This window comes from Enterobacter cloacae complex sp. P42RS, assembly GCF_014930595.1.
GTDB classification, from domain to species: Bacteria; Pseudomonadota; Gammaproteobacteria; order Enterobacterales; family Enterobacteriaceae; genus Enterobacter; species Enterobacter bugandensis.
In genome coordinates this window covers 540,755-564,847 of record NZ_JADBRK010000001.1, presented here as the reverse complement: position 1 = coordinate 564,847, position 24,093 = coordinate 540,755, and the positions used below count along the sequence as shown (strand labels likewise).

The following is a 24,093-nucleotide window of genomic DNA, read 5'->3' as shown; positions in this document are numbered from 1 at the left end:
ATAAAGCGTCTCAGAAGGTCTTTCTGAGACGCCCATCGCTTATTTCACTTCAAGCACGTTCAGACGCAACTCTTCGAACTGATTGTCCTCGTCTTCCGGCTGCCAGCCCGCAGGCTGCATTGGGATCTCTTCCCGGTCAAACGCCAAATCGCCACCATTCACCACCTCCGAGCCGTGGTTGATACCTTTGAAGTCGAACAGCTCTACGTCAGCGAGGTGGGAAGGAACCACGTTCTGCATCGCGCTGAACATGGTCTCAATACGGCCCGGATAACGTTTGTCCCAGTCGCGCAGCATGTCGCCGATCACCTGACGCTGCAGGTTCGGCTGTGAGCCGCACAAATTGCATGGAATGATCGGGAACCCTTTCGCCTGAGAAAAACGCTCAATGTCTTTTTCCCGGCAGTAGGCAAGCGGGCGGATCACAATATGCTTGCCGTCATCGCTCATCAGCTTAGGCGGCATGCCTTTCATCTTGCCGCCGTAGAACATGTTCAGGAACAGCGTTTGCAGGATATCGTCGCGGTGATGGCCCAGCGCAATTTTGGTCGCGCCCAGTTCCGTTGCGGTACGATAGAGAATGCCGCGGCGCAGACGGGAGCAAAGCGAGCAAGTGGTTTTCCCTTCCGGAATCTTCTCTTTCACGATGCCGTAGGTGTTTTCTTCGACGATTTTATACTCAACGCCCAACTGCTCCAGATATTCCGGCAGAATGTGCTCCGGGAAACCCGGCTGTTTCTGGTCAAGGTTGACCGCCACCAGGGAAAAATTCACCGGCGCGCTTTGCTGAAGATTACGCAGGATCTCCAGCATGGTGTAGCTGTCTTTACCCCCTGACAGGCAAACCATGATGCGGTCGCCTTCTTCAATCATGTTGAAGTCTGCAATGGCTTCGCCCACGTTACGGCGCAGGCGCTTTTGCAGTTTATTCAGGTTGTATTGCTCTTTCTTTGTATTTGATTGATTTTCTTGCATTTATTACTACCTTCGGAGCCAGTAGGGGCATAATAGGGGCAAAAATTATTCAGCGTGCCAGCTTATCGTTAAGCATCAGCACCTGTTCGCCATTCATCTCTTCAATCCACGCACCGTAGACTTCATAAACCATTTGCGCGTTTTCATGCCCCATCTGGCTGGCTATGAAAGACGGGTTAGCGCCGGCAGATAAAAGCCAGCAGGCAAAAGTATGCCGCGTATGGTACGGATTCCGGCGGCGAATACCAGCACGTTTTACAGCTGCGTTAAATCTGGAGCCGATACTCGATAAAGAGTAGTAGGCCTTCTGTATGCCCTTGCGCATCCTGGGCATGAAAACAAATCGCAGATTTTGATATTCCATCGCACCATACTCACGGTGATGAAACACAATCTCGGTTTTGGGCTGTAACGAAGTCAGCGTACGCTGTGCCTTCAAGGCCTCTAGTGCTGGCTCTAATAGCGTGATAACTCGGTCACCTGCTTCGGTTTTTGGTGGGCCGAACATGCCCAACGCATTAAGATTGCGCTGTATATGAGCCGTACCTTTTTCCCAGTCGATATCTTCCCAGGCAAGAGCTGCAAGCTCCCCATGAAGACGGTCCGGCTGAAAATTATGTTAACTGGCTTTCTGGTAACTACTATTCTGGCACATGGAGGCTTGGCGCTGTACGTGGGTCAGGACCCGATTTAGCCCGTGTACAAATGAACATCTATGATGGTGTAAGTACCAATGCTGATTTCCGCTGGTACCCATACGGAGCGTTTCAGTCAAAAACCCATATTGGCCCTGGGGAAGGATACGGTGGCGGTTACCAAGATATTGTTAACGGCTACAGCACGAACACATCGTTTGCACGCCCAAACCTATCAACTCCAAACGATAGTGGATTTGTACCATTTGGCAGGTGGCATACCTATTGCTCAGGGGGGTATCACGCCGTTACCGCTCTTGGATCTATTTCCCAGGGGAAAAGCAACTGGCCATCTATTGAACTTGTAACCATTGGTGATAGCGGATCTGCAGGAACGCGTATTTTCTCGTTTAATACCGTTACCGCGGATATTTCAGTTTCAGGCAGTGGTGGTTTTGGGGGCAATTATATTTTCTCTAAACAACCAAACTGTGATATCGAACTGAAACATAGTGTGAAATACGATGATGGTTATCAGTCATACGAGAATATCAAGAAATTCCTGCCAGCAACTTACGTATACAACGATGACCCTTTGGAGAGAGTTCGCCGAGGTGTTATCGCTCAGGATGTCATGAAGATCGACAGTGAGTACGTAACGTTGGTCCCTGCAGCACCGAAATTTGATGGTGAAGGCAACAGGGTTGATGCTGACGATACGTTAGCGCTGGATAGCAACGTCATCATGCTTGATACCGTGTTGGCACTGAACTACGTCATTAAACAGCTGGAGGCAACACAGAAAGAGCTCCAGGAGCTTAAGCAAAAATAGCGGAATCATGAAGACTTAGCTTTCAGCCGCAGCCCGTTCTGGCATTTAACGGGCTTTGTCTCCCTCAGATCTGCTTACATCTGCGCCATTATTGAAAAATTTACAAAAGAGATAATTCGAAACGAGAGATAAACTTAGAAACGAAACGGCGAAGCTTTAAGCAGTGACGATAGGGCCTGTATCTTGCGGACACTTACAAATAAAACTACTGTATATAAAAACAGTATTTGAGGTGTATGCAATGGAATTCATCAGGCCAACAGAACTGCGAGAAATTATCGCTCTTCCGCTTTTCAGTGACTTAGTACAGTGTGGTTTCCCAAGCCCCGCAGCTGATTACGTTGAACAGCGCATCGATCTCAATGAGTTACTTGTCGCTCATCCGAGTTCAACTTATTTCGTCAAAGCCGCAGGTGATTCTATGATCGAAGCAGGGATCAGCGACGGTGATCTGCTGGTGGTGGACAGCTCCAGGACTGCTGAGCATGGTGACATTGTCATCGCCGCGGTGGAAGGGGAGTTCACTGTTAAGCGTTTGCAGTTACGCCCGACCGTTCAGCTCAACCCTATGAATAGCGCCTACAGTCCTATAGTTGTTGGCAGCGAGGACACCCTGAACGTCTTCGGCGTCGTGACTTTTATCGTTAAATCGGCGAGCTGAACATGTTTGCGCTCTGTGATGTGAATTCGTTCTACGCATCATGCGAGACTGTATTCAGGCCGGACCTGAGAGGGCGGCCGGTTGTCGTTCTCTCAAATAATGATGGCTGCGTAATCGCGCGCAGCGCCGAGGCCAAAGCCGCTGGAATTACTATGGGAGAGCCGTTCTTTAAGCAAAAGGAGCTATTCCGGCGCGCTGGCGTTGTCTGCTTCAGCAGCAACTATGAGCTGTATGCTGATATGTCGAACCGGGTAATGACGACGCTGGAGGAAATGAGTCCCCAAGTCGAAATTTACAGTATCGATGAAGCTTTTTGTGACCTGACTGGTGTTCGAAATTGTCGTGACCTGACAGACTTCGGGAAAGAGATCCGCGCTACAGTTCTGAAGCGTACGCACCTGACGGTGGGTATTGGCATTGCCCAGACAAAGACACTGGCGAAGCTGGCAAACCATGCCGCCAAAAAATGGCAGCGGCAAACGGGCGGGGTAGTGGACCTATCCAATATCGATCGCCAGCGCCGACTGCTTGCTCTGGTTCCGGTGGAGGACGTCTGGGGAGTCGGCAGGCGCATCAGCAAGAAGCTGAACGCTATGGGCATTAAAACGGCTCTGGACCTCTCTGAGCAGAGTACGTGGATTATTCGAAAGCACTTTAATGTCGTCCTTGAGCGAACTGTCCGGGAGCTGCGCGGCGAGCCCTGTCTCGATCTGGAGGAATTTGCGCCTACAAAGCAGGAAATCGTCTGCAGCCGGTCTTTCGGTGAACGCGTCACTGAATACGAACAAATGAGGCAGGCCATTTGCTCCTATGCCGCCAGAGGCGCTGAAAAGCTACGCGGTGAGCATCAGTATTGCCGGTTTATCTCGGCCTTCGTGAAAACCTCTCCCTTTGCGCTTAATGAGCCGTATTACGGTAACAGCGCGTCCATGAAGCTTTTCACCCCAACCCAAGATTCCCGCGACATCATCAACGCCGCGGTAAAGTGCCTGGACAAAATCTGGAAGGAAGGTCACCGGTATCAGAAGGCAGGAATCATGCTTGGGGATTTTTTCAGCCAAGGGGTAGCACAGCTCAACTTGTTTGACGAGAACGCCCCGAGGGCAGGTAGCGAAAGGTTGATGGAGGTGCTGGATCATCTGAACGCGAAAGACGGTAAAGGAACGCTTTACTTTGCCGGGCAGGGTATACAGCAGCACTGGCAGATGAAACGGGAAATGTTATCTCCGCGTTATACTACAAGATATTCAGATCTCTTAAAAATAAGGTGATTCTCTAATCGGCCCGTTCAGAGATTTATGATGTAAATAAGCCCCTGCAAGTACACAGGGGTTTACGGATATGATGCCGGGTGCCTCCCGGTGAGTCATTGAACTAACCACTCTTGACTCGCTGCTTCAGAAATACATGATGAGCCGCTTAATACATAATTCATCAGGTTAATTAGCCCTGCCGCTGAGGAGGATTCATCATCAAATCCAATGTAACAGCTACATTCAATAAATGATACGGTATTTATTGAAGTTTTACATACTTTTTGCCGCGTCCATGTTCAAATTATGTTAAGTGATGATAATTTTAAAAGTGTTAATCATCTTTTACTTTTGAGTCTTGAAGCAATAGTTGATGTTTTGTCTTCCGGGCTGATCATTAGTAAAGTCGTCGTTGGGGATGAGTCTAAACATATAATCCTATGAAGCATTTGATAGAGTCATTTTTTTAATTTCTCTGCTCCATCTTTTTCGGACTCCCATTAAGAAACTGCTTGACCTTGTAAATCGAGGAATGAGTGTACTGGAAGTTTAACTCCTCTGTTTGATTTGCAAGAAAATAAATGGTTGTGTGTATTATGAAAAAAAAGCCTGCAATTAGCAGGCGTTAATAATAAATAATTACTATTATAATTGTGATTTTTTACACTGGTCTTGCCTGTGTGTCTGGGTATCTTAAAGATACTTCTGGGCTGCATCTAGTATTTCCTGAGAAGTAAGTTCTCGATCTGATGCAACATAGACAACTTCATGGTCACCTGTTAAAGAGGGAAAACCGGCTGACATGATCTGAAGGTTTACCTCTTCTCCATTAGGATATTCTTCGCGTATTGACGTCACGCCTTTAAGTACAGTGATAACTTTACTTGGTTTACCATTAAAGAAAATGATTACTTTTTTCATATATCCCACTGTATTTGATGGCTTTTTGAGATTCGTGGTTGTTCGAAAGGGTTTGGCTTATTCACGTTATGTCACCTCTCTCGAAATTAAAACAAGCATTATGCTGCCTTTACGTGTACTGTAGCGGTCCATTTGAACTGGAGAAGTCTATGTCTGCACGTAAAAACTCTCAATTCCGCCGAAATTATTTAGTAAAATGCCCTTGTCCAATCTGCTCAAAAGATTCTGAACATAGTTACAATCGTGTACAAAAGGGGGCTCAGCTGGTGTGCCCATACTGTAGCGCTTTGTTCAAATCTTCCCAGCGCTTCTAAAAAAAATTATTAAAAAATAAGAAGTGATGCTTTTGGAGGTTGCCTAACCTCTTACGCACTTTAGTATTTTATAAGCAGTTAGCTTCTGCTTTGAGACTGTTCATGCAGCAGTCCTGCATTTCATCACATCGGTCAGCAAACTTGATGGTAAGTAAATATGCTGGCCTGTTGTAATGATGTGAGTAACCGAACATCACCTTTCACTGATAAAGTCATGCTGGCTTGAGTAAACCATCTAAAATTATCTATCGCAAAGTGTTACATTGGCAGCGATTGGACCTTTAGTTCCAGCTATGATAGCGAATTTGACTTTTTGTCCTTCAAAAAGGGTATTAAATGTTTCTCCCCGCAGGGAAGAAGTGTGAACAAGAACATCTTTACTTCCATCAAGTGGGGAGATAAAGCCAAACCCCTTATCTTCGTTAAACCACTTAACAAGACCTATGATTTTAGATGACATACAAACTCCGTTTGAACATTTCAAACTGACAAGCAAGCTCATGATAAGAAACGTATGCTGGTATATGTATGGACTCAAAAGGAGGGATATCAGAGATACCACCTAGTTATGAGAACGGCTTTTGGAAAAGTTAGATTCAACATCGCAATGAATCAGCCAAACCATTAAGGCACGTGCTGAAAGATTAAGCAAATTTTATTTTAGCCTTCCGGAAGTCCAATAAAATAGGTTTGGCTATTATTAACCAATCCTGTATAGTCAAATCTGGATTGCCATTAGGAAAATATTTGCCTCGTAGAATGACAGGAATTGTCAAAAGTTTTGACTTCAAGAGCGGAAAGGGATTGATTATCCCATCAGATGGCAGGAAAGATGTTTTTTTACATATTTTCGCATTTAGTAATAATGAAAGCCAAACGTTAAAACTTGGCGTTCGTGTTGAATTTTATCGTATAAATGGGCTTAGTGGTCCGATGGCTGCAAATATATTTCTTTCTTAAAGGGAGATAATATTAAACCAAATATAAAGTACACATCAAAAGTACATCAGATTATATATCTATTTGTTCTATCAATTTTCTCCCCTGATTTTTTACATTTCTTACTTCACGGGTCACAGCATGCCAGACAAACATCTCAGCTGGTACAGAGCCGTCAGATACAATCTCTTCCGCTTCTTTTCCTCCAACATCCTGGCGCATCCATTCCCGGGCCGCTTCTGGCGATAGGACCAGGGGCCGGCGGTCGTGAATATCCACTAGGCCTTTGTCAGCGGCAGACGTTACTATCAGAAAACCTTCTGCTTCATCGCCTCGCTCAAACGGTATGCTGCCGATCGCGGCCATAAATATCGGCTGACCGTCTGCCCGGTGAATAAAATATGGCTGCTTCTTGTCGCCTTCCTTCTTCCACTCGAACCATCCATCAGCAAAGCAGATTGCCCGGCCATGCTGCCAGAGAGGTTTGAACATCCTGCTGGTGGCCGCTGTCTCGACACGCGCGTTTATCAATGGTGCTTTATCCCACCACCCGGGCGCGTAAGACCACAGGACCGGATCGAGATGCAGCTGCTCGTCACGTTCGCTCAGCAACAGAACTTTGGTACCTGGCGCCACGTTGTAACGTCCAATAGGCTCAGGGTCGTATGCGATGTCGCGATCGGCTTCATCGGCCAGGTAAGCCAGGTATTCTTCACGCGTTTGAGCTTGTGCAAAACGCCCACACATAGAAACCTCCAGCCAGATGTCAGACTAAAAGTATAGGGCAGGGAGAAAAAGATGTGCGCATTGGGTAAAGTTAGGGGCAAATTTGGGGGCAAAACTGCGGAATAGGGGCAAAAAAAGGGCACTAAAAATGTAGTTATGGGTAGCTTTAGGGGGAAGATGCTATGCTATAACTAATTGAATGTATTGATAAAAAAAATGATATCAATGAGCTGGCAAAATCAGCGTAGCTTATTCAGGTTGTATTGCTTTTTCTTTGTATTTGGTTGATTTTCTTGCATTTATTACTACCTTCGGAGCCAGTAGCGGCGAAAGACGGGTTAGCGCCGGCAGATAATAGCCAGCAGGCAAAAGTATGCCGCGTATGGTACGGATTCCGGCGGCGAATGCCAGCACGTTTTACACTCTGCGCAACAGCTAATAAAGCGTAGTCGGCTTTCTGTTCGCTATCCGGGAGAGGGGGGACCAAAACAAACTGGCGTTATCGTTGAACGCGGAAGCCATAAGGTACTGCTTGCTCATGACGGCGCGTATGCGAAGCTTCACAAAATGCAATTCGGTGCGTCGAAGAGGTCATTCATTTTGAGGCCCGCATGCAAAAGCGGGCTGATAGCACCTGACCGGATACATGCGTAAGATAGCGTATAATGCTTTCCCGACATACGCTTACATATTCCGTGACTGACCCTATGACATTGAATCGCTTTTGTTTTGTTCTGCTGATCTTCGCTGCGATTGGCACCTTTTTTTCCTCGTATCCTTTTGCCATGTGGTTTCTGCTGATTAATATGCTGACGATAGCGATTTATGGTGTCGACAAAACGGCGGCACGAAAAGCGATGCGCAGGATACCGGAAGTCACTTTACTGACGTTTGGTACTGTGGGAGGGTGGCCAGGCGCCATATTGGGCCAACAGCTCTTTCGCCATAAAACGCAGAAGCAACCCTTCAAAACCTGGTTTTTGCTGAGCATCGTCGTGAATATTTTAGCCACGGCGGCGCTTTATCATTTCTGTCCCTTTATTCTTTTTTGAACATCATCAGGACCGCACAAATTCACCGTTGACCTCAAGTTAACTTGAACTTTTAAGATGGCTACGACATGTTGATACAGGAGTAACATCTTAAAATGAAAGACATTGATGTAGGATTCACTCATGTTGCGTTTATGGTCAGGGATCTGGAGAAGAGCCTTGTTTTCTATCGCCGATATGCCGGGATGGACGTCATCCATTCGCGTGAGCCCGATCTTCCAACTGCCCGTAAAGTGGCGTGGCTAACTGACCATACGCGTCCTTTTGCGCTGGTTCTGGTGCAGGCGGACACCGTGACCGATACGCCGCTGGGGCATTTTGGCCACCTTGGGATTGCCTGCGCCACGCGCGAAGAAATTGACAGAAAAACTGCGATGGCCGCTAAAGAAGGGGTGTTGAGGAAAGCGCCGGAAGATCTGGGTGACCCCGTCGGTTATTATGTATTTTTTGCCGATCCTGACGGTAATACCTTAGAGCTCTCATACGGCCAGCGTGTCGGAATAACAGCGATCCAGGCGAAATAGTAAAACGCCTGAAAACGGTCTGAAAAATCCTGCTACGCTTGTTTGTTGTATCAGGAGCATGAGTATGAAGAACAAAGACGAACAAACAGGATTAGTGGGGCTGGCGATTGGGGCCGCCGTTATAGGGCTGGTTTCATCGCAAAAAACGATCGATCGTGACAGCATTGTCAACGAACTTGTCAGGCTGGGCAGGCAGAAAGGCGATGGTGTAGAAGATGAGGTTTTTCTCAAAGCTGCCGAACTGGTAAGAAAAGGGGTATAGCCAATGGCTGACATTCGTCATGCACAGTGCCACTGTGGTGCGGTGGCTTTTACCGTCGAACTGACTGACGGCTTGAATACCGCGCGGCGCTGCAGCTGCTCTTTTTGCCGTATGCGGGGCGCGGTTGTGGTCTCTGCACCGCTGTCGGGTATCACCGTGACCAGAGGTGAGGATAAGCTGACGGAGTACCGGTTCAACACGGGGACGGCGCGGCATTTCTTCTGCTCGGTCTGCGGGATTTACACGTTCCATCAGCGTCGCTCTAACCCAAATGAATACGGCGTCAATGTGGCCTGTTTTAAAAATGTGTCGCCGTTTGATTTCCCAGAAGTGACGGTGATGGATGGCGTAAACCATCCGAGCGACGGCGAAAGCGGCGTTTTTGGCTATCTCTCGTTTCGCAAAAAAGAGACCAATCAAGATTAATTACCGCCTGGCCTTTTTTTTATCAGCCTGGCTATAGTGGGAAGTGGGTTTCTAAAACAGGAGAAATTATGCTCTGTGTAGAAAAAGACGATCCGCGTGAGGCCCCGGAATCAGGGGATAAAAAACCTCAACCCGTGAAAAAATAACGCTCGAAATGCGTATGACCGCCACCGGCACTGCTGGTGGCTTTTTTCTGGGATTCACTGTTAATGGTGATCCAGATGGTTTAGCAGCGTGCCGAGATGCCCGACAATATCTCGAAAATCAAAGATTAACGCCATCCACAAGCATGCTAAAAGTGTCAGAATGGTAACGGATATACGACCAAACAACGCAGTTATCCTTAATGAAGAGGGGGATATCGGCGCAGTCTAACCCGCTTTCTTTCAACTTATCCTCAACAATATCGCGATAAAGCGCTGTTGTGAGACAAACATCAAAAAAAGGAGAGCCCGCATGACGCTGCGGGCTCTGACCATCAGAACTGGTAAACCAGGCCTAATGCAACGACATCGTCGGTGCTGATACCGTTGTTTTTGTAGAAGCTGTCATCTTCATCCAGCAGGTTGATTTTATAATCAACGTAGGTGGACATGTTCTTGTTGAAATAGTAGGTCGCGCCTACGTCCGCATATTTAACCAGGTCCTGATCGCCCTGACCGTTGCCCAGGTCTTTCCCTTTAGACTGCAGGTAAGAAATGGCCGGACGCAGACCGAAATCGAACTGGTACTGTGCGGTCACTTCGAAGTTCTGAGTTTTGTTGGCAATACCGCCGCCTGATTTGCTATCACCTGAACCGTACGGCGTCATATTACGGGTTTCAGAATACATCGCCGCCAGGTAGATATTATTTGCGTCATATTTGAGGCCTGCAGTCCAGGCATCCGCTTTATCACCCCCCGCATATTGAGACGCAGCGCCAGTACCTGCGCTTACCTGGTCATTTGTACGGTCAGATGAAGCGTAAGCGGCACCGGCACTGAACCCCATGCCGAAATCATAGGTGGTTGAAATACCGAAGCCGTCGCCATTTTGATTGCGGATGTTGTTATCTGTCCGGTTGTTAGTCCCTTCCTGAGAGCAACCCGTCTCATCGCAATTGCTGCCTTCGTTGCTGCCCTGATACTGCAGCGCGAAGTTCAGACCCTGCACCAGACCATAGAAGTCAGTGTTGCGGTAGGTTGCCACGCCGTTGGCGCGGCCGGTCATAAAGTTATCCGCATAGGTGTAAGAGTCGCCGCCGAACTCAGGCAGCATATCGGTCCAGCCTTCCACGTCGTACAGCACGCCATAGTTACGACCATAATCGAAGGAACCGTAGTCACCCACTTTGACACCCGCGAAGGCCAGACGCGTCCAGGACTGATTATCAGATCCTTCGGTGTTATTCGCCTGAATGTTATATTCCCACTGCGCGTAGCCGGTCATCATGTCGTTAATCTGCGTTTCACCTTTAAAACCCAGACGCATGTAGGTTTGATCGCCGTCTTTTGAGGCATCATCGGAGAAATAGTGCAGACCATCTACTTTTCCGTACAGATCTAATTTGTTGCCGTCTTTATTATAAATTTCTGCCGCATGCGCGGCGCCAGCCATTAACAGAGCTGGAATCATCAGAGCCAGTACTTTTCTTTGCATCGTGATATTCCTTTGCAGTTGTTTTTATTTGATTACCTGTTGAACTTCCCGGATAAGAAAGTTGTCTCATGCTAAATCACTCCTGCGAAAGAGTAATAAAATATAATTGTTACTAATTGAGTTAAATCTCAAAGGAATAAATCCGCGGAAATGATCATTGTTGTGGTGAATGATTGAAAATGATTCATATTAAATAAAAATTATTAATCAGCGGTTGAATCAGGTAATCTCTGCGCCGTTATATGCCTTTAAGATTATTTATCAATAATTATCGTGAATGTCATTTGGGAAACTAAAGAGAGATTCATTAATTATCTGGATTAGCCCGATGTGAAGACATCGGGCTTTTTTTATGGCAAAAAAATGCCCGGACAAGCCGGGCAGTGGAGTTAGTCGCTGGTTGATTTTTCGGCTTTACCCGCCATTTGTGCCAGGAAGTCATACCGTTTTTGCAGATCTTCGGCGGCGTCTTTCCAGAGCTGTTCTGCCACCTCAGGCTGTTGCGCATTCAGACGGCGGAAGCGCTGTTCCTGCATCAGCGTCTCTGCCAGGGCATCTGACGGCGGACGTGAATCCAGCGCCAGCGGTAATTTGCCCTCGTCCGCACGGCGCGGATCGAACCGGTAGAGCGGCCAGAAGCCGGTGGCCGTCAGCTGACGCATCTGATCGTGGCTGAGGGCCAGGTCGTAGCCATGCTCTTCGCACGGGCTGTAGGCAATGATCAGCGACGGCCCTGGATACGCTTCAGCCTCCTGAATGGCTTTCACCGTCTGGTTAAGCTGCGCCCCCAGCGAGATTTGCGCGACGTAAACGTGGCCGTACATCATCATGCTCACGCCGAGATCCTTACGTGCCTTGCGTTTACCGTGTTCACCAAATTTCGTGACGGCGCCCAGCGGCGTGGCTTTCGATGCCTGCCCACCGGTATTGGAATAACATTGTGTATCCAGAACCAGAATGTTGACGTTTTCGGTCAGGCTTAACACATGATCCAGCCCGCCAAAGCCGATGTCGTAAGCCCAGCCGTCACCGCCAATCAGCCAGATCGATTTTTCGACCAGGGCGTCAGCGTCGGTCAGAAGCTGTTCAGCGCCGTCAATTCCCTTGAGTGCGCTGCGAAGTGCAGCTACCTGCTCGCGACGAACCTCTGGCGTGGCTTCTGCGTGTAGCGCCGCGTTAAGTTCAGCCGGGATCTTATCGGCAAATTGTTCAAGCAGGCGCATCACACGTGCGCGGTGCTGGTCAACGGTGAGTCGGAAGCCCAGGCCAAATTCGGCGTTATCCTCGAATAACGAGTTTGCCCATGCCGGACCGCGCCCATTCGCATCGGTGGTGTACGGCGTGGAGGGCAGGTTACCGCCATAGATAGACGAGCAGCCGGTGGCGTTGGCAATCAGCATCCTGTCACCGTACAGCTGGGTAAGCAGCTTAATGTACGGCGTTTCACCGCAGCCGGAGCATGCGCCGGAGTACTCGAACAGCGGCGTGATCAGCTGCGAGGTACGAATATCAATGCGTTCCAGCTTGCTGCGATCGATTTCCGGCAGGTTCAGGAAGAAGTCATAATTCACTTTTTCTTCTTCAACGTGTTCAAGGCGCGACATCATATTGATGGCTTTGATGTCCGGGTTCTGCCTGTCCTTCGCCGGGCAGACCTCAACGCACAGGTTACACCCGGTGCAGTCTTCCGGTGCGACCTGCAGAACGTATTTCTGGCCGCGCATGTCGCGGGATTTTACATCCAGAGAGTGCAGGCTGGCCGGGGCATCTTCCATTGCTTCCGGTGACACCACTTTGGCGCGAATGGCCGAGTGCGGGCAGGCCGCGACGCAGTGGTTACACTGGGTACAGAGTTCTTCTTTCCAGATGGGGATCGCTTCGGCGATGTTGCGTTTTTCCCAGCGGGTGGTGCCCATCGGCCAGGTTCCGTCCGGCGGCAGCGCAGAGACGGGCAGGGCGTCACCCAGCCCGGCCAGCATGGCGGCCGTGACGGTCTTCACGAAATCAGGTGCGGCATCCGATACCACCGGAGGGCGATTCGGGCTGGCGTCATTGACCGGCTGCAGCGGCACCTCGAACAGCGACTCGCGCGCCAGCGCCAGCGCCTGCCAGTTTCGCTCTACCAGCTCCTGCCCCTTGCTGCTGTAGCTTTTGGCGATGGCGCCCTGAAGTTCCACCAGCGCGCTGTCGCCCGGCAGGATATTGGTCAGATGGAAGAAGGCCATTTGCATGACGGTATTAATACGCGCGGCCAGGCCACATTCGCGGGCGATTTTCGCCGCGTTAACCACATAGAATCGGGCTTTTTTCTGCTTCAGCACCGTCTGTACTTCCTGCGGCAGGCGCGCCCAGACCTCATCCGCATTGTATGGCGTATTGAGGAGGAAAATACCGCCGGGCTTCAGGCGCTCAGCCATCTGGTACTTGTCGATAAACTGCAGCTGATGGCAGCCAACAAAGTCGGCCTGAGAAATAAGGTAGGCCGAGCGGATGGGCTGCTCGCTGACGCGCAGGTGAGAAACGGTCAGACCGCCGGCTTTCTTGGAGTCGTAGACGAAGTAACCCTGCGCGTACCACGGGGTTGAATTGCCGATGATCTTGATGTTGTTTTTGGTGGCCGAGACGCTGCCGTCGCTGCCCAGGCCGTAGAACAGCGCTTCAAGTTTGGCTGTTGCAGGCAGGGTATTTTCCGGTAAAGGCAGGGAAAGATTCGTTACGTCATCATAAATGCCGACCGTGAAACGCGGCTTGGGTTTCGCTTCCCTTAGCTCGTTAAACACGGCCAGCACGCAGTCCGGGCCAAACTCTTTGGAAGACAGGCCATAGCGACCGCCGATAACGCGCGGTAGCGTTTCACGTTCGCCGTTATTAAAGGCTTCAGCGAGAGCGGTCATCACGTCAAGATACAGCGGTTCCGCGTGTGCGCCCGGCTCTTTGGTTCGATCGAGCACCGCCACGGTACGCGCGCTTTCCGGCAGGGCAGAGAGCAGATGTTTAGCCGAGAACGGGCGGTAAAGACGCACTTTAAGCACGCCGACCTTTTCGCCGCGGGTCAGCAGCTCGTCGACCACCTCTTCACAGGTGCCGATAGCAGATCCCATCAGCACAATCACGCGCTCGGCCTGCGGATGGCCGTAGTATTCGAACGGCTTGTACTCGCGTCCGGTTGCGGCAGCAAAGTCATTCATTGCCTGCTCGACGTGGTCATAAACCGCGTTGTACCACGGGTTTGTGGCCTCGCGTGACTGGAAATAAGTATCCGGGTTTGCCGATGTCCCGCGAATTACCGGATGTTCCGGGTTAAGGGCGCGGGCGCGATGCGCGTCAATTTCTGCCTGTGGCAGCAGATCCAGGATAGTCTCGTCAGCCAGCGGGACGATTTTGTTGATTTCGTGAGAGGTGCGGAAACCATCAAAGAAGTGAATAAACGGTACGCGACTTTTGAGCGTGGCGATATGCGAAATTAAGGCAAAGTCCTGTGCTTCCTGAACGCTGCTGGCACACAGCATCGCGCACCCGGTCTGGCGCACGGCCATCACGTCCGAGTGATCGCCAAAAATTGAGAGTGCGTGGGTGGCCACCGTACGCGCCGCGACGTGCAGGACGAAGGGGGTCAGTTGTCCCGCGAGTTTGTACAGCGTTGGGATCATTAACAACAATCCCTGAGAGGAGGTGAACGAGGTGGAAAGCGAGCCAGTCTGCAGCGCTCCGTGGACCGTAGCAATCGCACCCGCTTCAGACTGCATTTCAACCACTCTCGGGACATCGCCCCAGACGTTTTTTAACCCGTTTCCCGCCCAGGCATCCGCCTGCTCGGCCATAGTTGAACTTGGCGTGATCGGATAGATGGCGATAACTTCACTGGTGCGAAACGCGACTGAGGCAACTGCACCATTACCGTCAATAGTTTGCATAGGACGACACCCTTACATTGCGCAAAAAATAGGGGGCTGTCATAAGGCGACAAACCCTGAATATTATCTGTGTAGTCTAGCAAACAGGGGGTTTTACGATTTTCGCTTTTGTGTCCTCGGTATTCCCACCATCAATGGTTAGATCAAACTTAGGGCGAAAAAATTGCGAGAAATTGTTTCAGCGGCGCATAAATACGCACTTCCGCTCTCGACGACACGGGATGTGATGCCTATTATGCTTAGGTTTCGCACTAATTACGGGGAAGAGAGCATGCGTTCAGCATTTTGGGTAGGGTGTGCCGCGTTGTTGTTGTCGGCATGTAGCAGTGAACCTGTGCAGCAGGCCACGGCGGCCCACGTGGCGCCGGGAATGAAAGCGGCAATGTCCAGTTCAGGCCAGGCCAACTGCGCCATGATTGGCGGCTCGCTGTCTGTTGCCCGCCAGCTTGATGGTTCGGCTATTGGGATGTGCGCCTTGCCAAACGGCAAACGCTGTAGTGAACAGTCGCTTGCCGTTGGAAGCTGCGGTAGCTACTGATTATTCTGCTCGCTTAAACATCAGCGTCTTATCGGCCGTCGCCAGCGTCAGCTGGTCTTCAGTCAGGTCGACCTGCGCCCCTTTGCGCAGCATGTCGCCAATGGCCTGATCCAGCTCGTTAAGCTGTGGTTCGGTACAAAGTTTGCGGGTCATCGCCAGCGTTTTCACTTTTAGCTCGCCTTCGGACAGCTTTCCCTGCCCGTTGAAGCGGTTACACATCTGGCCCGAAACGCTAATGTTATCAATGAGACTAATGTCGGGAAGCGCGTTAAAAACGATCTCAGGCTGCGTTGTCATGCCCTTCACGGATTTGCCGTCCACGTTTTCCAGAACAAAACGGTGGCTCTTCAGCTGATCCGGCTGAACGGATGCTTTGCCCGGATTAACGCAGCCGCTGAGGACAAGGCTGATAACACTTAACGCGATGAGCTTTTTCATTTTTCTTCTCAAATAATAAATTCTGTGAATCTTTTACCAGTGTAACGATACTCTGCGGTGCGTTAATGGGGTTTATCTGAAAGTGCGGGGTGGTGCCGGGCAGCACAGGGCTGCCCGGAATGAAGTTTAATGCGATTTAAACCCGGCAGCCGTCATCAGCATGCGAAAGAGCATGCTGACTGCTGCCAGCGCAAGTACGCTGCCGCCCCAAATAATGGCCAGCCACAGCAATCTTTTCCAGACAGGTTGTTGCATCAGTGATAACCCTCCCCAGGCTGAACTTTGCCGCGAAATACGTAGTAGCTCCAGAAGGTGTAGACCAGAATAACGGGAATGATCAACAGCGCGCCCACCAACATAAAGCCCTGGCTTTGCGTCGGCGCGGCGGCCTGCCACAGGGTGATCGACGGCGGTATGATATGCGGCCAGATGCTGATCCCAAGCCCGCTAAAGCCGAGAAATATTAGCCCCAGCGTCAGAATAAACGGCCGAGCATGGCTGTCAGGATTACTCAGGCAGCGCCACTGATAGAAGCTAAACATGACGACCAGGGCAGGGACTGGCAGCAGATAAAACAGATTCGGCAGCGTAAACCAGCGCGCCGCGATGGCCGTGTGCGCCAGCGGCGTCCAGAGGCTGATCGCTGCGATAAACGCCAGCAGCACGATTAACAGCGTTTTCGACACCTCACGCATCCGCTGCTGCAGCGCATTTTCGCTTTTCATCACCAGCCAGGTTGAGCCTAACAGCGCGTAGGCCACCACCAGACCCGCGCCGCAGAACAGGTTAAACGCGGTAAACCAGTCAAACGGTCCGCCGGTATACGTTCTGCCCGTGACGCTAAAGCCGTTAATGACGGCACCTACCGTCACGCCCTGGGTAAAGGTCGCCAGAACGGAACCGCCAATAAACGCCTTATCCCAGAAAGGACGGTGGGCCGGCGTGGCTTTAAAGCGAAATTCAAACGCCACGCCGCGGAATATAAGTCCGATCAGCATTAACGTCAGCGGAATGGTCAGAGCATCAACAATCACCGCATAGGCCAGTGGGAATGCACCGAACAGGGCGGCACCACCCAGCACCAACCAGGTCTCATTGCCGTCCCAGACCGGTGCGACGCTGTTGACCATCACGTCGCGATCGTCGGCGTTTTGTGTTGCCGGGAACAGAATACCGATTCCCAGATCAAACCCGTCCATGACGATATACATCAGCGTGGCAAAGACGATGATGACAAACCAGATAATGGAAAGATCGATACCCATTATGGCTGCTCCTTATGTTCAGCTGTGACGGCAGAAAGCGGGCGCGCCGGGCGTCCATCGGACTCGGTGGCGAACGATTCATGCGGCTGCGGGCCTTTTCGGATGAGGCGCACCATATAGCTGTAGCCCACGCCGAATACCGAGGTATAGACGACGAAGAAGGCCAGCAGGCTCACGCTCATATGCAGGTCACCATGGGCTGAAACCGCATCCTTCGTTCGCTGGAGTCCGTAGACCACCCACGGCTGGCGGCCGACTTCGGTGGTGACCCATCCGGCCAGAATGGCAATCAGCCCGGATGGCCCCATCAGCAGGGCAAACCACAGGAACGGACGCGAAGAATAAACTCGCTTTTTATAACGCAGCCAGAGCGCCACTACCCCAAGTAGCAGCATCAGCATCCCTAAGCCCGCCATAATGCGGAACGACCAGAAGACGATGGTGGAATTAGGACGGTCTTCTTTTGGAAACTCTTTTAGCGCAGGGACCTGTTTATCCAGGCTGTGCGTCAGGATGAGGCTACCCAGCGCCGGGATCGCCACTCCAAAGCGGGTGCGCTCCTGCTCCATGTCAGGCCAGCCAAACAGCAGCAGTGAGGTAGGCTCGCCCGGCGGATTTTCCCAATGGCCTTCAATAGCGGCAATCTTGGCGGGCTGATGCTTTAAGGTGTTCAACCCGTGCATATCGCCAACCAGCGCCTGGATGGGTGCAACAATCAGCGTCATCCACAGCGCCATCGAAAACATCGCCCGAATGGCAGGGGTATTATTCCCGCGCAGCAGATGCCATGCTGCGGATGCACCGACAAACAGGGCGCTACTCAGGAATGCCGCAATCGACATATGCAGCAGGCGGTAGGGGAAGGAGGGGTTAAATACCACGGCGAACCAGTCCACCGGTACCACCTGTCCGTTGACGATCTCGTAGCCTTGCGGGGTCTGCATCCAGCTGTTCGAGGAGAGGATCCAGAAGGTTGAGATAATGGTGCCCAGCGCCACCATGCAGGTGGAGAAGAAGTGCAGCCCTGGCCCCACTTTATTCCAGCCGAACAGCATCACGCCGAGGAACCCGGCTTCGAGGAAGAAGGCGGTAAGCACTTCATAGGTCAGCAGCGGGCCGGTAATGCTGCCCGCAAATTGCGAAAAGCCGCTCCAGTTGGTGCCAAACTGGTAGGCCATCACCAGACCGGAGACCACGCCCATGCCAAAATTGACGGCAAAAATCTTCGACCAGAAATGGTACAGCGAGCGCCAGACTGGATTTTTCGTTTTAAGCCACAGCCCTTCGAGCACGGCCAGATAGCTGGCCAGGCCGATAGTGATGGCCGGGAAAATAATGTGAAAGGATACGGTAAAGGCAAACTGTATCCGCGCAAGGTGAAAAGCATCTAAACCAAACATGCAAAACTCCGCGATGTAATTATGTCGATGCCATTCTAAGCCGCGCCAGCGCTGGGTTGCAGAGACAGACCTGGGTTATTTATCTATAACAGTTTTCTTGCCTGCCTTTGCTTTATATTGCTGGGCGGCAATATTTCTGCCCAAGGGAGGTTCATTTTCGTAATGCCCAGAGGTAAATCAACATGGCATTGAGCAAAAATGAGAAGATGAAAAGCAACAGTGTATAGCTTTCACTCCATTCAAGTTCAGTCATAAAGCCAAAATGTCTGGTGAAGAGATGATAAAGTAATACATCAGGCATGAAGTAACATACAAGTGAGTAAAAAACAAACAGCATCAATGTTTCAACAACCCAGGTAAGGGTATGCTTTTTTGCATTCATTAATATACCTGTATTGTTCCAGGTGCATCTAACCCAGCAGTAACTTTAAACGTGCCGGACGCCAGTAGACCATGCATCAGAATTCTGTAATGGGAGTGATTTGGCAACGTAATACATCCATTGCTAATCCCAGATTGTCCCGCCGGGTGTAACCGGAAAGAACCACGCTCAACATTATTGATAAAAGTTCTATCGTCAATGTGAGTATCGTGGCGGTAAAGAGCAAACCAAAAGTCACGGTTTGATCCGCTTTCTAACCCTTTAATTGCGTCATGCCAGTGAGTACCAAAACCGCCTCGTGGACGTGTCACGATATTGTTGGTAGATGCAGACCATGACTAAATCCCAACACCTCGATACTGCCCTCACGATCTTGTACATCGACAGCGCCTTTGATATCTACTCCACCGTCGTCTTTTAGCCACAGGTATGCTGGAATGGCCATCTTAAACTCCGTTTTTCTTTCACAGTTCGTATACCGAATGAATGTTAATACTCCCAATGTGTTATGGTGATTAGACAAAAAATGCCATGCAAAATATTTATATTTCATTGATTTATAAATGTTTTTCTCGAGATTGGTCCCGCTAATATTTTGTGCCGTATTAAGCGTTTCTGAATAAAAACACTATTTTTATGAATTTTGGCATTAAACCGCTTGCTTTGTCGTCATCGCCGTGCGTTAATGGTCTTCTGGTTTTGAGTCCAAAAAAATATCTGACGTAGTTTCATAAAGCAGTTCTCATCACGTTGTGCCTCTCCGCAGCCTCTCTTGGGTCTTTGTCTACATTCCGATTAGTTTTGTTTAAAACCATTATTGCCTGATCGGCTCATGAGTAATTTACGTTTTTACGTTCACAGGAGAATCCTATGACTTCTTATATCCATTTCCGCTGCCCATGCTGTCATGGCTCGCAGTACCGTACCTCAGTCTTTGATGTATCTGAGAAAAACCCGCTCGGTGCGAAATGCATCTTTTGCAAATCGTCAATGATCACGCTCGATCACCTGGCCGCTGCGCGTCAGGCGCATAGCCACGTTACCGAGTACCGTAAGTAATTTTTACTTAAACTATAACAGTTAGCAAAATCTTCTCTTTTTCTCCTGCTGATATACACTGTCGGCAATAAGGAGAATCTGATGAAAAAATACCAGCGTCTGGCGCAACAAATTATCTCGCAGATTGAGCTTGGCGTTTGGCTGCCGGGCGATAAGCTGCCTTCCCTGCGAGAGCAGGTGGCAAGCAGCGGCATGAGCTTTATGACCGTTGGCCACGCGTATCAGATGCTGGAAAGTCAGGGGCGCATTGTCGCCAGGCCGCAGTCGGGCTATTACGTTGCCTCGCGCCCGACCGCACAACAGCCTGCGCCGCCTGCCCAGGTAATGCGTGACGAAGCGGTAGATATCAACACCTACATTTTCGAGGTCTTACAGGCCAGCCGCGATCCGTCCGTTGTTCCTTTCGCCTCCGCGTTTCCCGACCCCCGGCTTTTCCCGCTTCAGCAGCTCAACCGCTCGCTGGCAAACGTCAGTAAAACCGCTACCGCAATGAGTGTGATTGAGAACCTGCCGCCCGGTAACGCTGAACTTCGTCACGCCATTGCGCGCCGTTATGCGCAGCAGGGGATGAACATCTCGCCGGACGAGATCGTCATTACCGCAGGCGCCCTTGAGGCCCTCAACCTGAGTTTGCAGGCGGTGTCGGAGCCAGGAGACTGGGTGATTGTTGAAAACCCGTGTTTTTACGGCGCGCTGCAGGCGCTGGAGCGTCTGAAGCTAAAAGCGCTGTCGGTCGCCACAGACGTCCGGGAGGGGATCGATCTGAATGCGCTGGAGCAGGCGCTGAACGACTACCCCGTAAAAGCCTGCTGGCTCATGACCAACGGCCAAAACCCGCTTGGCTTCACGCTGAGTGCGGAAAAAAAAGCGCGTCTGGTCGCGCTCCTGACGGAGCACAACGTCACCTTGATCGAGGACGATGTCTACAGCGAGCTCTATTTTGGTCGCGAAAAACCGCTTCCGGCCAAAGCCTGGGACCGGGTAGATATGACGCTTCACTGCTCTTCCTTTTCAAAATGCCTGGTGGCGGGGTTTCGCATCGGCTGGGTGGCGGCAGGAAAACACGCGCGCCGCATTCAGCAGCTGCAGCTGATGAGCACCTTATCAACCAGTTCTCCCATGCAGCTGGCGCTGGTGGACTACCTGGCGACCAAGCGCTACGACGCCCATCTGCGCCGCCTGCGACGCACGCTCGCCGAGCGAAAACAACAGGCCTGGCAGTCACTTCTGCGCCATATGCCCGCCGGCGTCAAAATCCACCACAACGACAGCGGCTACTTTTTATGGCTGGAGCTACCTGCGCGGCTGGACGCGGGGCTGCTGAGCGAAAAGGCCTTAACGCACCACATCAGCATTGCGCCGGGAAAAATGTTTTCCACCTCTGACGCGTGGACGCCGTTCTTCCGGTTTAATACGTCCTGGGCGTGGGGCGAGCGGGAAGAGCAGGCGGTCATTCAGTTAGGTAAATTAATTAGCACAATGATGGAATAACTTTTCCCCTTTATTTAAATAATCATTTCTTATCCTGACGACGGCACGGCAAATATTTTGCGGTGCCGTATCATATGAAATCTGCATACCGGCTTTCGCGGCTAACTCCTTGTCTATAATCCAGTTAACGGGGAATGCGTCCTCGGTCACACCTTGATGAAATTTCCTTAAGCCGAACGGTGCGGCGCATTTGCGCGGTCTACGTTTAATAAGGGAGATATTTTTACGGCACGGCTGCCGCTAAATTTCATTGCGACAGGAGTAACTCTTATGAGCAAAAAATTTGCCCGCAGCAGCCTGTGCGCGCTCGGCATGACTATCATGACCGCGCAAGCCGCAGAACCACCAAAGGCCATTGGCGGCGGGGAAGGCCGACTGGATATTATCGCCTGGCCGGGGTACATCGAACGCGGACAGACGGATAAAAATTATGACTGGGTTACCCAGTTTGAAAAAGAGACCGGCTGTGCGGTCAACGTTAAAACGGCGGCCACGTCCGATGAAATGGTCAGCCTGATGGCGAAGGGAGGTTACGACCTTGTCACCGCGTCAGGTGATGCCTCGCTCCGCCTGATTATGGGAAAACGCGTTCAGCCGATTAACCCGGAACTGATCCCCAACTGGAAAACCCTTGACCCGCGCATCGTGAAGGGCGAGTGGTTTAACGTGGGCGGCAAGGTCTACGGCACGCCGTATCAGTGGGGGCCCAATCTTTTGATGTACAACACCAAAACCTTCCCGACGCCGCCGGACAGCTGGAGCGTGGTCTTTACGAAGCAGGATCTGCCGGACGGCAAAACCAATCAGGGACGCGTGCAGGCATACGACGGTCCGATTTATATCGCCGATGCGGCGCTGTTCGTCAAAGCCACTCAGCCGCAGCTGGGTATTAGCGACCCGTATCAGCTCACTGAAGAACAGTATGCCGCCGTGCTCAAGGTACTTCGCGACCAGCATGCCCTGATCCACCGCTACTGGCATGACACCACCGTCCAGATGAGTGACTTCAAAAATGAAGGCGTCGTGGCCTCCAGCGCCTGGCCGTATCAGGCGAATGCCCTGAAGGGCGAGAACCAGCCCGTTGCCACCGTCTTCCCGAAAGAGGGGGTGACCGGCTGGGCGGATACCACCATGCTGCATGCGCAGGCAAAACACCCGATGTGCGCCTACAAGTGGATGAACTGGTCGCTCACGCCGAAAGTGCAGGGCGATCTGGCGGCATGGTTTGGCTCGCTGCCCGTCGTGCCTGAAGGGTGTAAGGCCAGCACGCTGCTGGGTGACAAGGGCTGTGAAACCAACGGCTATAACTATTTTGACAAAATCATGTTCTGGAAAACCCCCATCGCAGAAGGCGGAAAATATGTGCCTTACAGCCGCTGGACGCAGGATTACATCGCCATCATGGGTGGCCGTTAATCATCCGGGAGCAGAACATGACGTACGCGGTAGAGTTTAATGACGTTTCCCGTCTGTACGGCGACGTGAGGGCGGTGGATGGGGTCACCATTGCCGTTCGTGACGGAGAATTCTTCTCCATGCTGGGGCCTTCGGGCTCCGGCAAAACCACCTGCCTGCGTCTGATTGCCGGCTTTGAGCAGCTGTCAGGCGGCACGATATCTATCTTTGGCAAAGAGGCGAGCGCGCTGCCGCCGTGGGAGCGGGACGTGAACACCGTATTCCAGGATTACGCGCTGTTCCCGCATATGTCGATCCTCGATAACGTCGCCTACGGGCTGATGGTGAAAGGCGTCGACAAGAAAAAACGCCACGCGCAGGCTCGCGACGCGCTGGAAAAAGTGGGCTTAAGCTTTGCCGTCGCCCGCAAGCCTTCGCAGCTTTCCGGAGGCCAGCGCCAGCGTGTGGCCATCGCGCGGGCGCTGGTGAATGAACCACGCGTCCTGCTGCTCGACGAGCCGTTAGGCGCGCTCGATCTCAAGCTGCGGGAGCAGATGCAGTTCGAGCTGAAGAAACTTCAGCAGGAACTCGGCATCACCTTTATTTTCGTCACCCACGATCAGGGTGAAGCCCTCTCCATGTCGGACCGGGTGGCGGTGTTCAATAACGGGCGCATCGAGCAGGTCGATACCCCGCGCGATCTCTACATGCGCCCGCGCACGCCGTTTGTCGCCGGTTTTGTCGGCACCTCGAACGTCTTCGATGCAGGCCTGGCGCATAAAGTCTGCGGCATGGAGGGCAGCTACTCCCTGCGTCCGGAACATATCCGCCTGAATGAGGGGGGTGAGGTTCAGGTGCAGGGCGTCGTCCAGGCCGTTCAGTATCAGGGGGCTGCCACGCGCCTTGAGCTCAGGCTCGCCGACGGTGCCAAACTGCTGGTGAGCCAGGCAAATCTCAGCGATTTCTCGCCGCTAAGCGGCATTGCGCCGGGGCAGGCCGTCACGGCGTCGTGGTCGCGCGAGGCGATGATTCGCCTGCAGGAGGAGAGGTGA

General features: G+C 51.4%; 26 protein-coding genes and 4 pseudogenes. 16 read left to right on the top strand and 14 right to left on the bottom strand.

Features of this window, described 5'->3' with window-relative positions:
• Positions 1-39 precede the first annotated feature (39 nt).
• The gene (gene ttcA, locus IM314_RS02610; protein ID WP_028013348.1) at positions 40-975 is read right to left on the bottom strand and encodes a tRNA 2-thiocytidine(32) synthetase TtcA; all 936 of its coding nucleotides are present in this window, start codon (positions 973-975) and stop codon (positions 40-42) included.
• 49 nt (positions 976-1,024) lie between these two features.
• Positions 1,025-1,570, bottom strand: a pseudogene (locus tag IM314_RS02605) (site-specific integrase); the annotation flags it as partial.
• Positions 1,571-1,680: 110 nt separating this feature from the next.
• Here IM314_RS02605 and IM314_RS02600 point away from each other — a divergent pair.
• The 3 genes from IM314_RS02600 (at position 1,681) to IM314_RS02590 (ending at position 4,374) form a co-directional block, all read left to right on the top strand.
• The gene (locus tag IM314_RS02600) at positions 1,681-2,442 is read left to right on the top strand and encodes a tail fiber domain-containing protein (protein ID WP_131701751.1); all 762 of its coding nucleotides are present in this window, start codon (positions 1,681-1,683) and stop codon (positions 2,440-2,442) included.
• Between the two features lie 241 nt (positions 2,443-2,683).
• A complete protein-coding gene (locus tag IM314_RS02595) occupies positions 2,684-3,103 on the top strand; it encodes a translesion error-prone DNA polymerase V autoproteolytic subunit (protein ID WP_041909723.1) in 420 nt (139 codons plus the stop codon).
• Between the two features lie 2 nt (positions 3,104-3,105).
• Complete coding sequence (locus tag IM314_RS02590; RefSeq protein ID WP_041909725.1) at positions 3,106-4,374, top strand: Y-family DNA polymerase; 1,269 nt, start codon at positions 3,106-3,108, stop codon at positions 4,372-4,374.
• 675 nt (positions 4,375-5,049) lie between these two features.
• Here the strand turns inward: IM314_RS02590 and IM314_RS02585 are convergent.
• On the bottom strand, positions 5,050-5,277 hold the full coding sequence (locus tag IM314_RS02585) for a hypothetical protein (protein WP_071993718.1): 228 nt from the start codon (positions 5,275-5,277) through the stop codon (positions 5,050-5,052).
• Between the two features lie 68 nt (positions 5,278-5,345).
• On the opposite strand from IM314_RS02585, the gene IM314_RS21915 reads away from it, so the two are divergent.
• Positions 5,346-5,591: a YnfU family zinc-binding protein gene (locus IM314_RS21915; RefSeq protein WP_309257186.1), complete on the top strand. Its 246-nt coding sequence runs from the start codon at positions 5,346-5,348 to the stop codon at positions 5,589-5,591.
• A 241-nt stretch (positions 5,592-5,832) separates the two neighbouring features.
• Here the strand turns inward: IM314_RS21915 and IM314_RS02580 are convergent, their stop codons facing one another.
• Entirely contained in the window at positions 5,833-6,051 is a 219-nt protein-coding gene (locus IM314_RS02580; protein WP_028013321.1) for a cold shock domain-containing protein, read from the bottom strand.
• Between the two features lie 287 nt (positions 6,052-6,338).
• On the opposite strand from IM314_RS02580, the gene IM314_RS02575 reads away from it, so the two are divergent.
• A complete protein-coding gene (locus IM314_RS02575) occupies positions 6,339-6,551 on the top strand; it encodes a cold shock domain-containing protein (protein WP_072059952.1) in 213 nt (70 codons plus the stop codon).
• A 51-nt stretch (positions 6,552-6,602) separates the two neighbouring features.
• Here the strand turns inward: IM314_RS02575 and IM314_RS02570 are convergent, their stop codons facing one another.
• Together IM314_RS02570 and IM314_RS22100 are read right to left on the bottom strand one after the other, a co-directional pair.
• A complete protein-coding gene (locus IM314_RS02570; protein ID WP_047365002.1) occupies positions 6,603-7,277 on the bottom strand; it encodes an SOS response-associated peptidase in 675 nt (224 codons plus the stop codon).
• 298 nt (positions 7,278-7,575) lie between these two features.
• A pseudogene (locus IM314_RS22100) lies at positions 7,576-7,680 on the bottom strand (site-specific integrase); the annotation flags it as partial.
• A gap of 65 nt (positions 7,681-7,745) precedes the next feature.
• Here IM314_RS22100 and IM314_RS21905 point away from each other — a divergent pair.
• From IM314_RS21905 to IM314_RS21900, 6 genes and pseudogenes are all read left to right on the top strand, one after another.
• A pseudogene (locus tag IM314_RS21905) lies at positions 7,746-7,835 on the top strand (ABC transporter); the annotation flags it as partial.
• Positions 7,836-7,963: 128 nt separating this feature from the next.
• A complete protein-coding gene (locus IM314_RS02565) occupies positions 7,964-8,308 on the top strand; it encodes a DUF1294 domain-containing protein (protein WP_047365475.1) in 345 nt (114 codons plus the stop codon).
• 95 nt (positions 8,309-8,403) lie between these two features.
• Positions 8,404-8,832, top strand: a complete 429-nt coding sequence (locus IM314_RS02560) for a VOC family protein (RefSeq protein WP_041909731.1) — start codon at positions 8,404-8,406, stop codon at positions 8,830-8,832.
• A 64-nt stretch (positions 8,833-8,896) separates the two neighbouring features.
• Positions 8,897-9,094, top strand: coding sequence for a hypothetical protein (locus tag IM314_RS02555; protein WP_028013317.1), 198 nt, complete (start codon positions 8,897-8,899; stop codon positions 9,092-9,094).
• A gap of 3 nt (positions 9,095-9,097) precedes the next feature.
• Positions 9,098-9,520 (top strand): GFA family protein, encoded by a 423-nt coding sequence (locus tag IM314_RS02550; protein WP_041909734.1) that lies wholly within the window; start codon positions 9,098-9,100, stop codon positions 9,518-9,520.
• A 68-nt stretch (positions 9,521-9,588) separates the two neighbouring features.
• Complete coding sequence (locus IM314_RS21900; protein WP_223239581.1) at positions 9,589-9,666, top strand: hypothetical protein; 78 nt, start codon at positions 9,589-9,591, stop codon at positions 9,664-9,666.
• 332 nt (positions 9,667-9,998) lie between these two features.
• Here IM314_RS21900 and ompC read toward each other — a convergent pair whose 3' ends face one another.
• A complete protein-coding gene (gene ompC, locus IM314_RS02545; RefSeq protein ID WP_060571760.1) occupies positions 9,999-11,159 on the bottom strand; it encodes a porin OmpC in 1,161 nt (386 codons plus the stop codon).
• Between the two features lie 389 nt (positions 11,160-11,548).
• Entirely contained in the window at positions 11,549-15,073 is a 3,525-nt protein-coding gene (gene nifJ / locus IM314_RS02540; protein WP_193358183.1) for a pyruvate:ferredoxin (flavodoxin) oxidoreductase, read from the bottom strand.
• A 271-nt stretch (positions 15,074-15,344) separates the two neighbouring features.
• On the opposite strand from nifJ, the gene IM314_RS02535 reads away from it, so the two are divergent.
• Positions 15,345-15,611, top strand: coding sequence for a DUF333 domain-containing protein (locus IM314_RS02535; protein ID WP_028013313.1), 267 nt, complete (start codon positions 15,345-15,347; stop codon positions 15,609-15,611).
• Here IM314_RS02535 and hslJ read toward each other — a convergent pair whose 3' ends face one another.
• The 6 genes and pseudogenes from hslJ to IM314_RS02505 all read right to left on the bottom strand — a co-directional run.
• Positions 15,612-16,049 carry a heat shock protein HslJ gene (gene hslJ, locus IM314_RS02530; protein ID WP_041909737.1) on the bottom strand — a complete coding sequence of 146 codons (438 nt, stop codon included), beginning with the start codon at positions 16,047-16,049 and terminating at the stop codon, positions 15,612-15,614. It abuts the gene before it with no gap.
• A gap of 126 nt (positions 16,050-16,175) precedes the next feature.
• Positions 16,176-16,304 (bottom strand): DUF2474 domain-containing protein, encoded by a 129-nt coding sequence (locus tag IM314_RS02525; RefSeq protein ID WP_008501283.1) that lies wholly within the window; start codon positions 16,302-16,304, stop codon positions 16,176-16,178.
• Entirely contained in the window at positions 16,304-17,314 is a 1,011-nt protein-coding gene (gene cydB / locus IM314_RS02520) for a cytochrome d ubiquinol oxidase subunit II (RefSeq protein WP_041909739.1), read from the bottom strand. The genes IM314_RS02525 and cydB overlap by 1 nt, the downstream gene beginning before the upstream one ends.
• Positions 17,314-18,714: a cytochrome ubiquinol oxidase subunit I gene (locus IM314_RS02515; protein WP_193358184.1), complete on the bottom strand. Its 1,401-nt coding sequence runs from the start codon at positions 18,712-18,714 to the stop codon at positions 17,314-17,316. The genes cydB and IM314_RS02515 overlap by 1 nt, the downstream gene beginning before the upstream one ends.
• Positions 18,715-19,095: 381 nt before the next feature.
• Positions 19,096-19,407, bottom strand: coding sequence for a tlde1 domain-containing protein (locus IM314_RS02510; RefSeq protein WP_309487347.1), 312 nt, complete (start codon positions 19,405-19,407; stop codon positions 19,096-19,098).
• Between the two features lie 5 nt (positions 19,408-19,412).
• Positions 19,413-19,541, bottom strand: a pseudogene (locus IM314_RS02505) (type VI secretion system tube protein Hcp); the annotation flags it as partial.
• 425 nt (positions 19,542-19,966) lie between these two features.
• Between IM314_RS02505 and IM314_RS02500 the strand changes: the two are divergent.
• The 4 genes from IM314_RS02500 to IM314_RS02485 all read left to right on the top strand — a co-directional run bounded on the left by IM314_RS02500 (position 19,967) and on the right by IM314_RS02485 (position 24,093).
• Entirely contained in the window at positions 19,967-20,155 is a 189-nt protein-coding gene (locus IM314_RS02500; RefSeq protein ID WP_041909758.1) for a hypothetical protein, read from the top strand.
• Between the two features lie 81 nt (positions 20,156-20,236).
• Positions 20,237-21,646 carry a PLP-dependent aminotransferase family protein gene (locus IM314_RS02495; RefSeq protein ID WP_047365015.1) on the top strand — a complete coding sequence of 470 codons (1,410 nt, stop codon included), beginning with the start codon at positions 20,237-20,239 and terminating at the stop codon, positions 21,644-21,646.
• Positions 21,647-21,916: 270 nt separating this feature from the next.
• Positions 21,917-23,062: a putative ABC transporter substrate-binding protein YdcS gene (gene ydcS, locus IM314_RS02490; RefSeq protein WP_047365016.1), complete on the top strand. Its 1,146-nt coding sequence runs from the start codon at positions 21,917-21,919 to the stop codon at positions 23,060-23,062.
• 17 nt (positions 23,063-23,079) lie between these two features.
• Entirely contained in the window at positions 23,080-24,093 is a 1,014-nt protein-coding gene (locus IM314_RS02485) for an ABC transporter ATP-binding protein (protein ID WP_028013306.1), read from the top strand.

Excerpts from the sequence above, each read along its gene's own strand:
- IM314_RS02535 (WP_028013313.1), top strand. The coding sequence starts at position 15,345 with ATGCGTTCAGCATTTTGGGTAGGGTGTGCCGCGTTGTTGTTGTCGGCA.
- IM314_RS02485 (WP_028013306.1), top strand. The coding sequence starts at position 23,080 with ATGACGTACGCGGTAGAGTTTAATGACGTTTCCCGTCTGTACGGCGAC.
- IM314_RS02495 (WP_047365015.1), top strand. The coding sequence starts at position 20,237 with ATGAAAAAATACCAGCGTCTGGCGCAACAAATTATCTCGCAGATTGAG.
- cydB (WP_041909739.1), bottom strand. The coding sequence starts at position 17,314 with ATGGGTATCGATCTTTCCATTATCTGGTTTGTCATCATCGTCTTTGCC.
- IM314_RS02550 (WP_041909734.1), top strand. The coding sequence starts at position 9,098 with ATGGCTGACATTCGTCATGCACAGTGCCACTGTGGTGCGGTGGCTTTT.
- ompC (WP_060571760.1), bottom strand. The coding sequence starts at position 11,159 with ATGCAAAGAAAAGTACTGGCTCTGATGATTCCAGCTCTGTTAATGGCT.
- ydcS (WP_047365016.1), top strand. The coding sequence starts at position 21,917 with ATGAGCAAAAAATTTGCCCGCAGCAGCCTGTGCGCGCTCGGCATGACT.
- ttcA (WP_028013348.1), bottom strand. The coding sequence starts at position 975 with ATGCAAGAAAATCAATCAAATACAAAGAAAGAGCAATACAACCTGAAT.
- nifJ (WP_193358183.1), bottom strand. The coding sequence starts at position 15,073 with ATGCAAACTATTGACGGTAATGGTGCAGTTGCCTCAGTCGCGTTTCGC.
- IM314_RS02570 (WP_047365002.1), bottom strand. The coding sequence starts at position 7,277 with ATGTGTGGGCGTTTTGCACAAGCTCAAACGCGTGAAGAATACCTGGCT.
- IM314_RS02600 (WP_131701751.1), top strand. The coding sequence starts at position 1,681 with ATGAACATCTATGATGGTGTAAGTACCAATGCTGATTTCCGCTGGTAC.
- IM314_RS02585 (WP_071993718.1), bottom strand. The coding sequence starts at position 5,277 with ATGAAAAAAGTAATCATTTTCTTTAATGGTAAACCAAGTAAAGTTATC.
- IM314_RS02525 (WP_008501283.1), bottom strand. The coding sequence starts at position 16,304 with ATGCAACAACCTGTCTGGAAAAGATTGCTGTGGCTGGCCATTATTTGG.
- IM314_RS02595 (WP_041909723.1), top strand. The coding sequence starts at position 2,684 with ATGGAATTCATCAGGCCAACAGAACTGCGAGAAATTATCGCTCTTCCG.
- IM314_RS02555 (WP_028013317.1), top strand. The coding sequence starts at position 8,897 with ATGAAGAACAAAGACGAACAAACAGGATTAGTGGGGCTGGCGATTGGG.
- IM314_RS02565 (WP_047365475.1), top strand. The coding sequence starts at position 7,964 with ATGACATTGAATCGCTTTTGTTTTGTTCTGCTGATCTTCGCTGCGATT.
- IM314_RS02500 (WP_041909758.1), top strand. The coding sequence starts at position 19,967 with ATGACTTCTTATATCCATTTCCGCTGCCCATGCTGTCATGGCTCGCAG.
- IM314_RS02580 (WP_028013321.1), bottom strand. The coding sequence starts at position 6,051 with ATGTCATCTAAAATCATAGGTCTTGTTAAGTGGTTTAACGAAGATAAG.
- IM314_RS02560 (WP_041909731.1), top strand. The coding sequence starts at position 8,404 with ATGAAAGACATTGATGTAGGATTCACTCATGTTGCGTTTATGGTCAGG.
- IM314_RS21900 (WP_223239581.1), top strand. The coding sequence starts at position 9,589 with ATGCTCTGTGTAGAAAAAGACGATCCGCGTGAGGCCCCGGAATCAGGG.
- IM314_RS02515 (WP_193358184.1), bottom strand. The coding sequence starts at position 18,714 with ATGTTTGGTTTAGATGCTTTTCACCTTGCGCGGATACAGTTTGCCTTT.
- IM314_RS21915 (WP_309257186.1), top strand. The coding sequence starts at position 5,346 with ATGTCACCTCTCTCGAAATTAAAACAAGCATTATGCTGCCTTTACGTG.
- hslJ (WP_041909737.1), bottom strand. The coding sequence starts at position 16,049 with ATGAAAAAGCTCATCGCGTTAAGTGTTATCAGCCTTGTCCTCAGCGGC.
- IM314_RS02590 (WP_041909725.1), top strand. The coding sequence starts at position 3,106 with ATGTTTGCGCTCTGTGATGTGAATTCGTTCTACGCATCATGCGAGACT.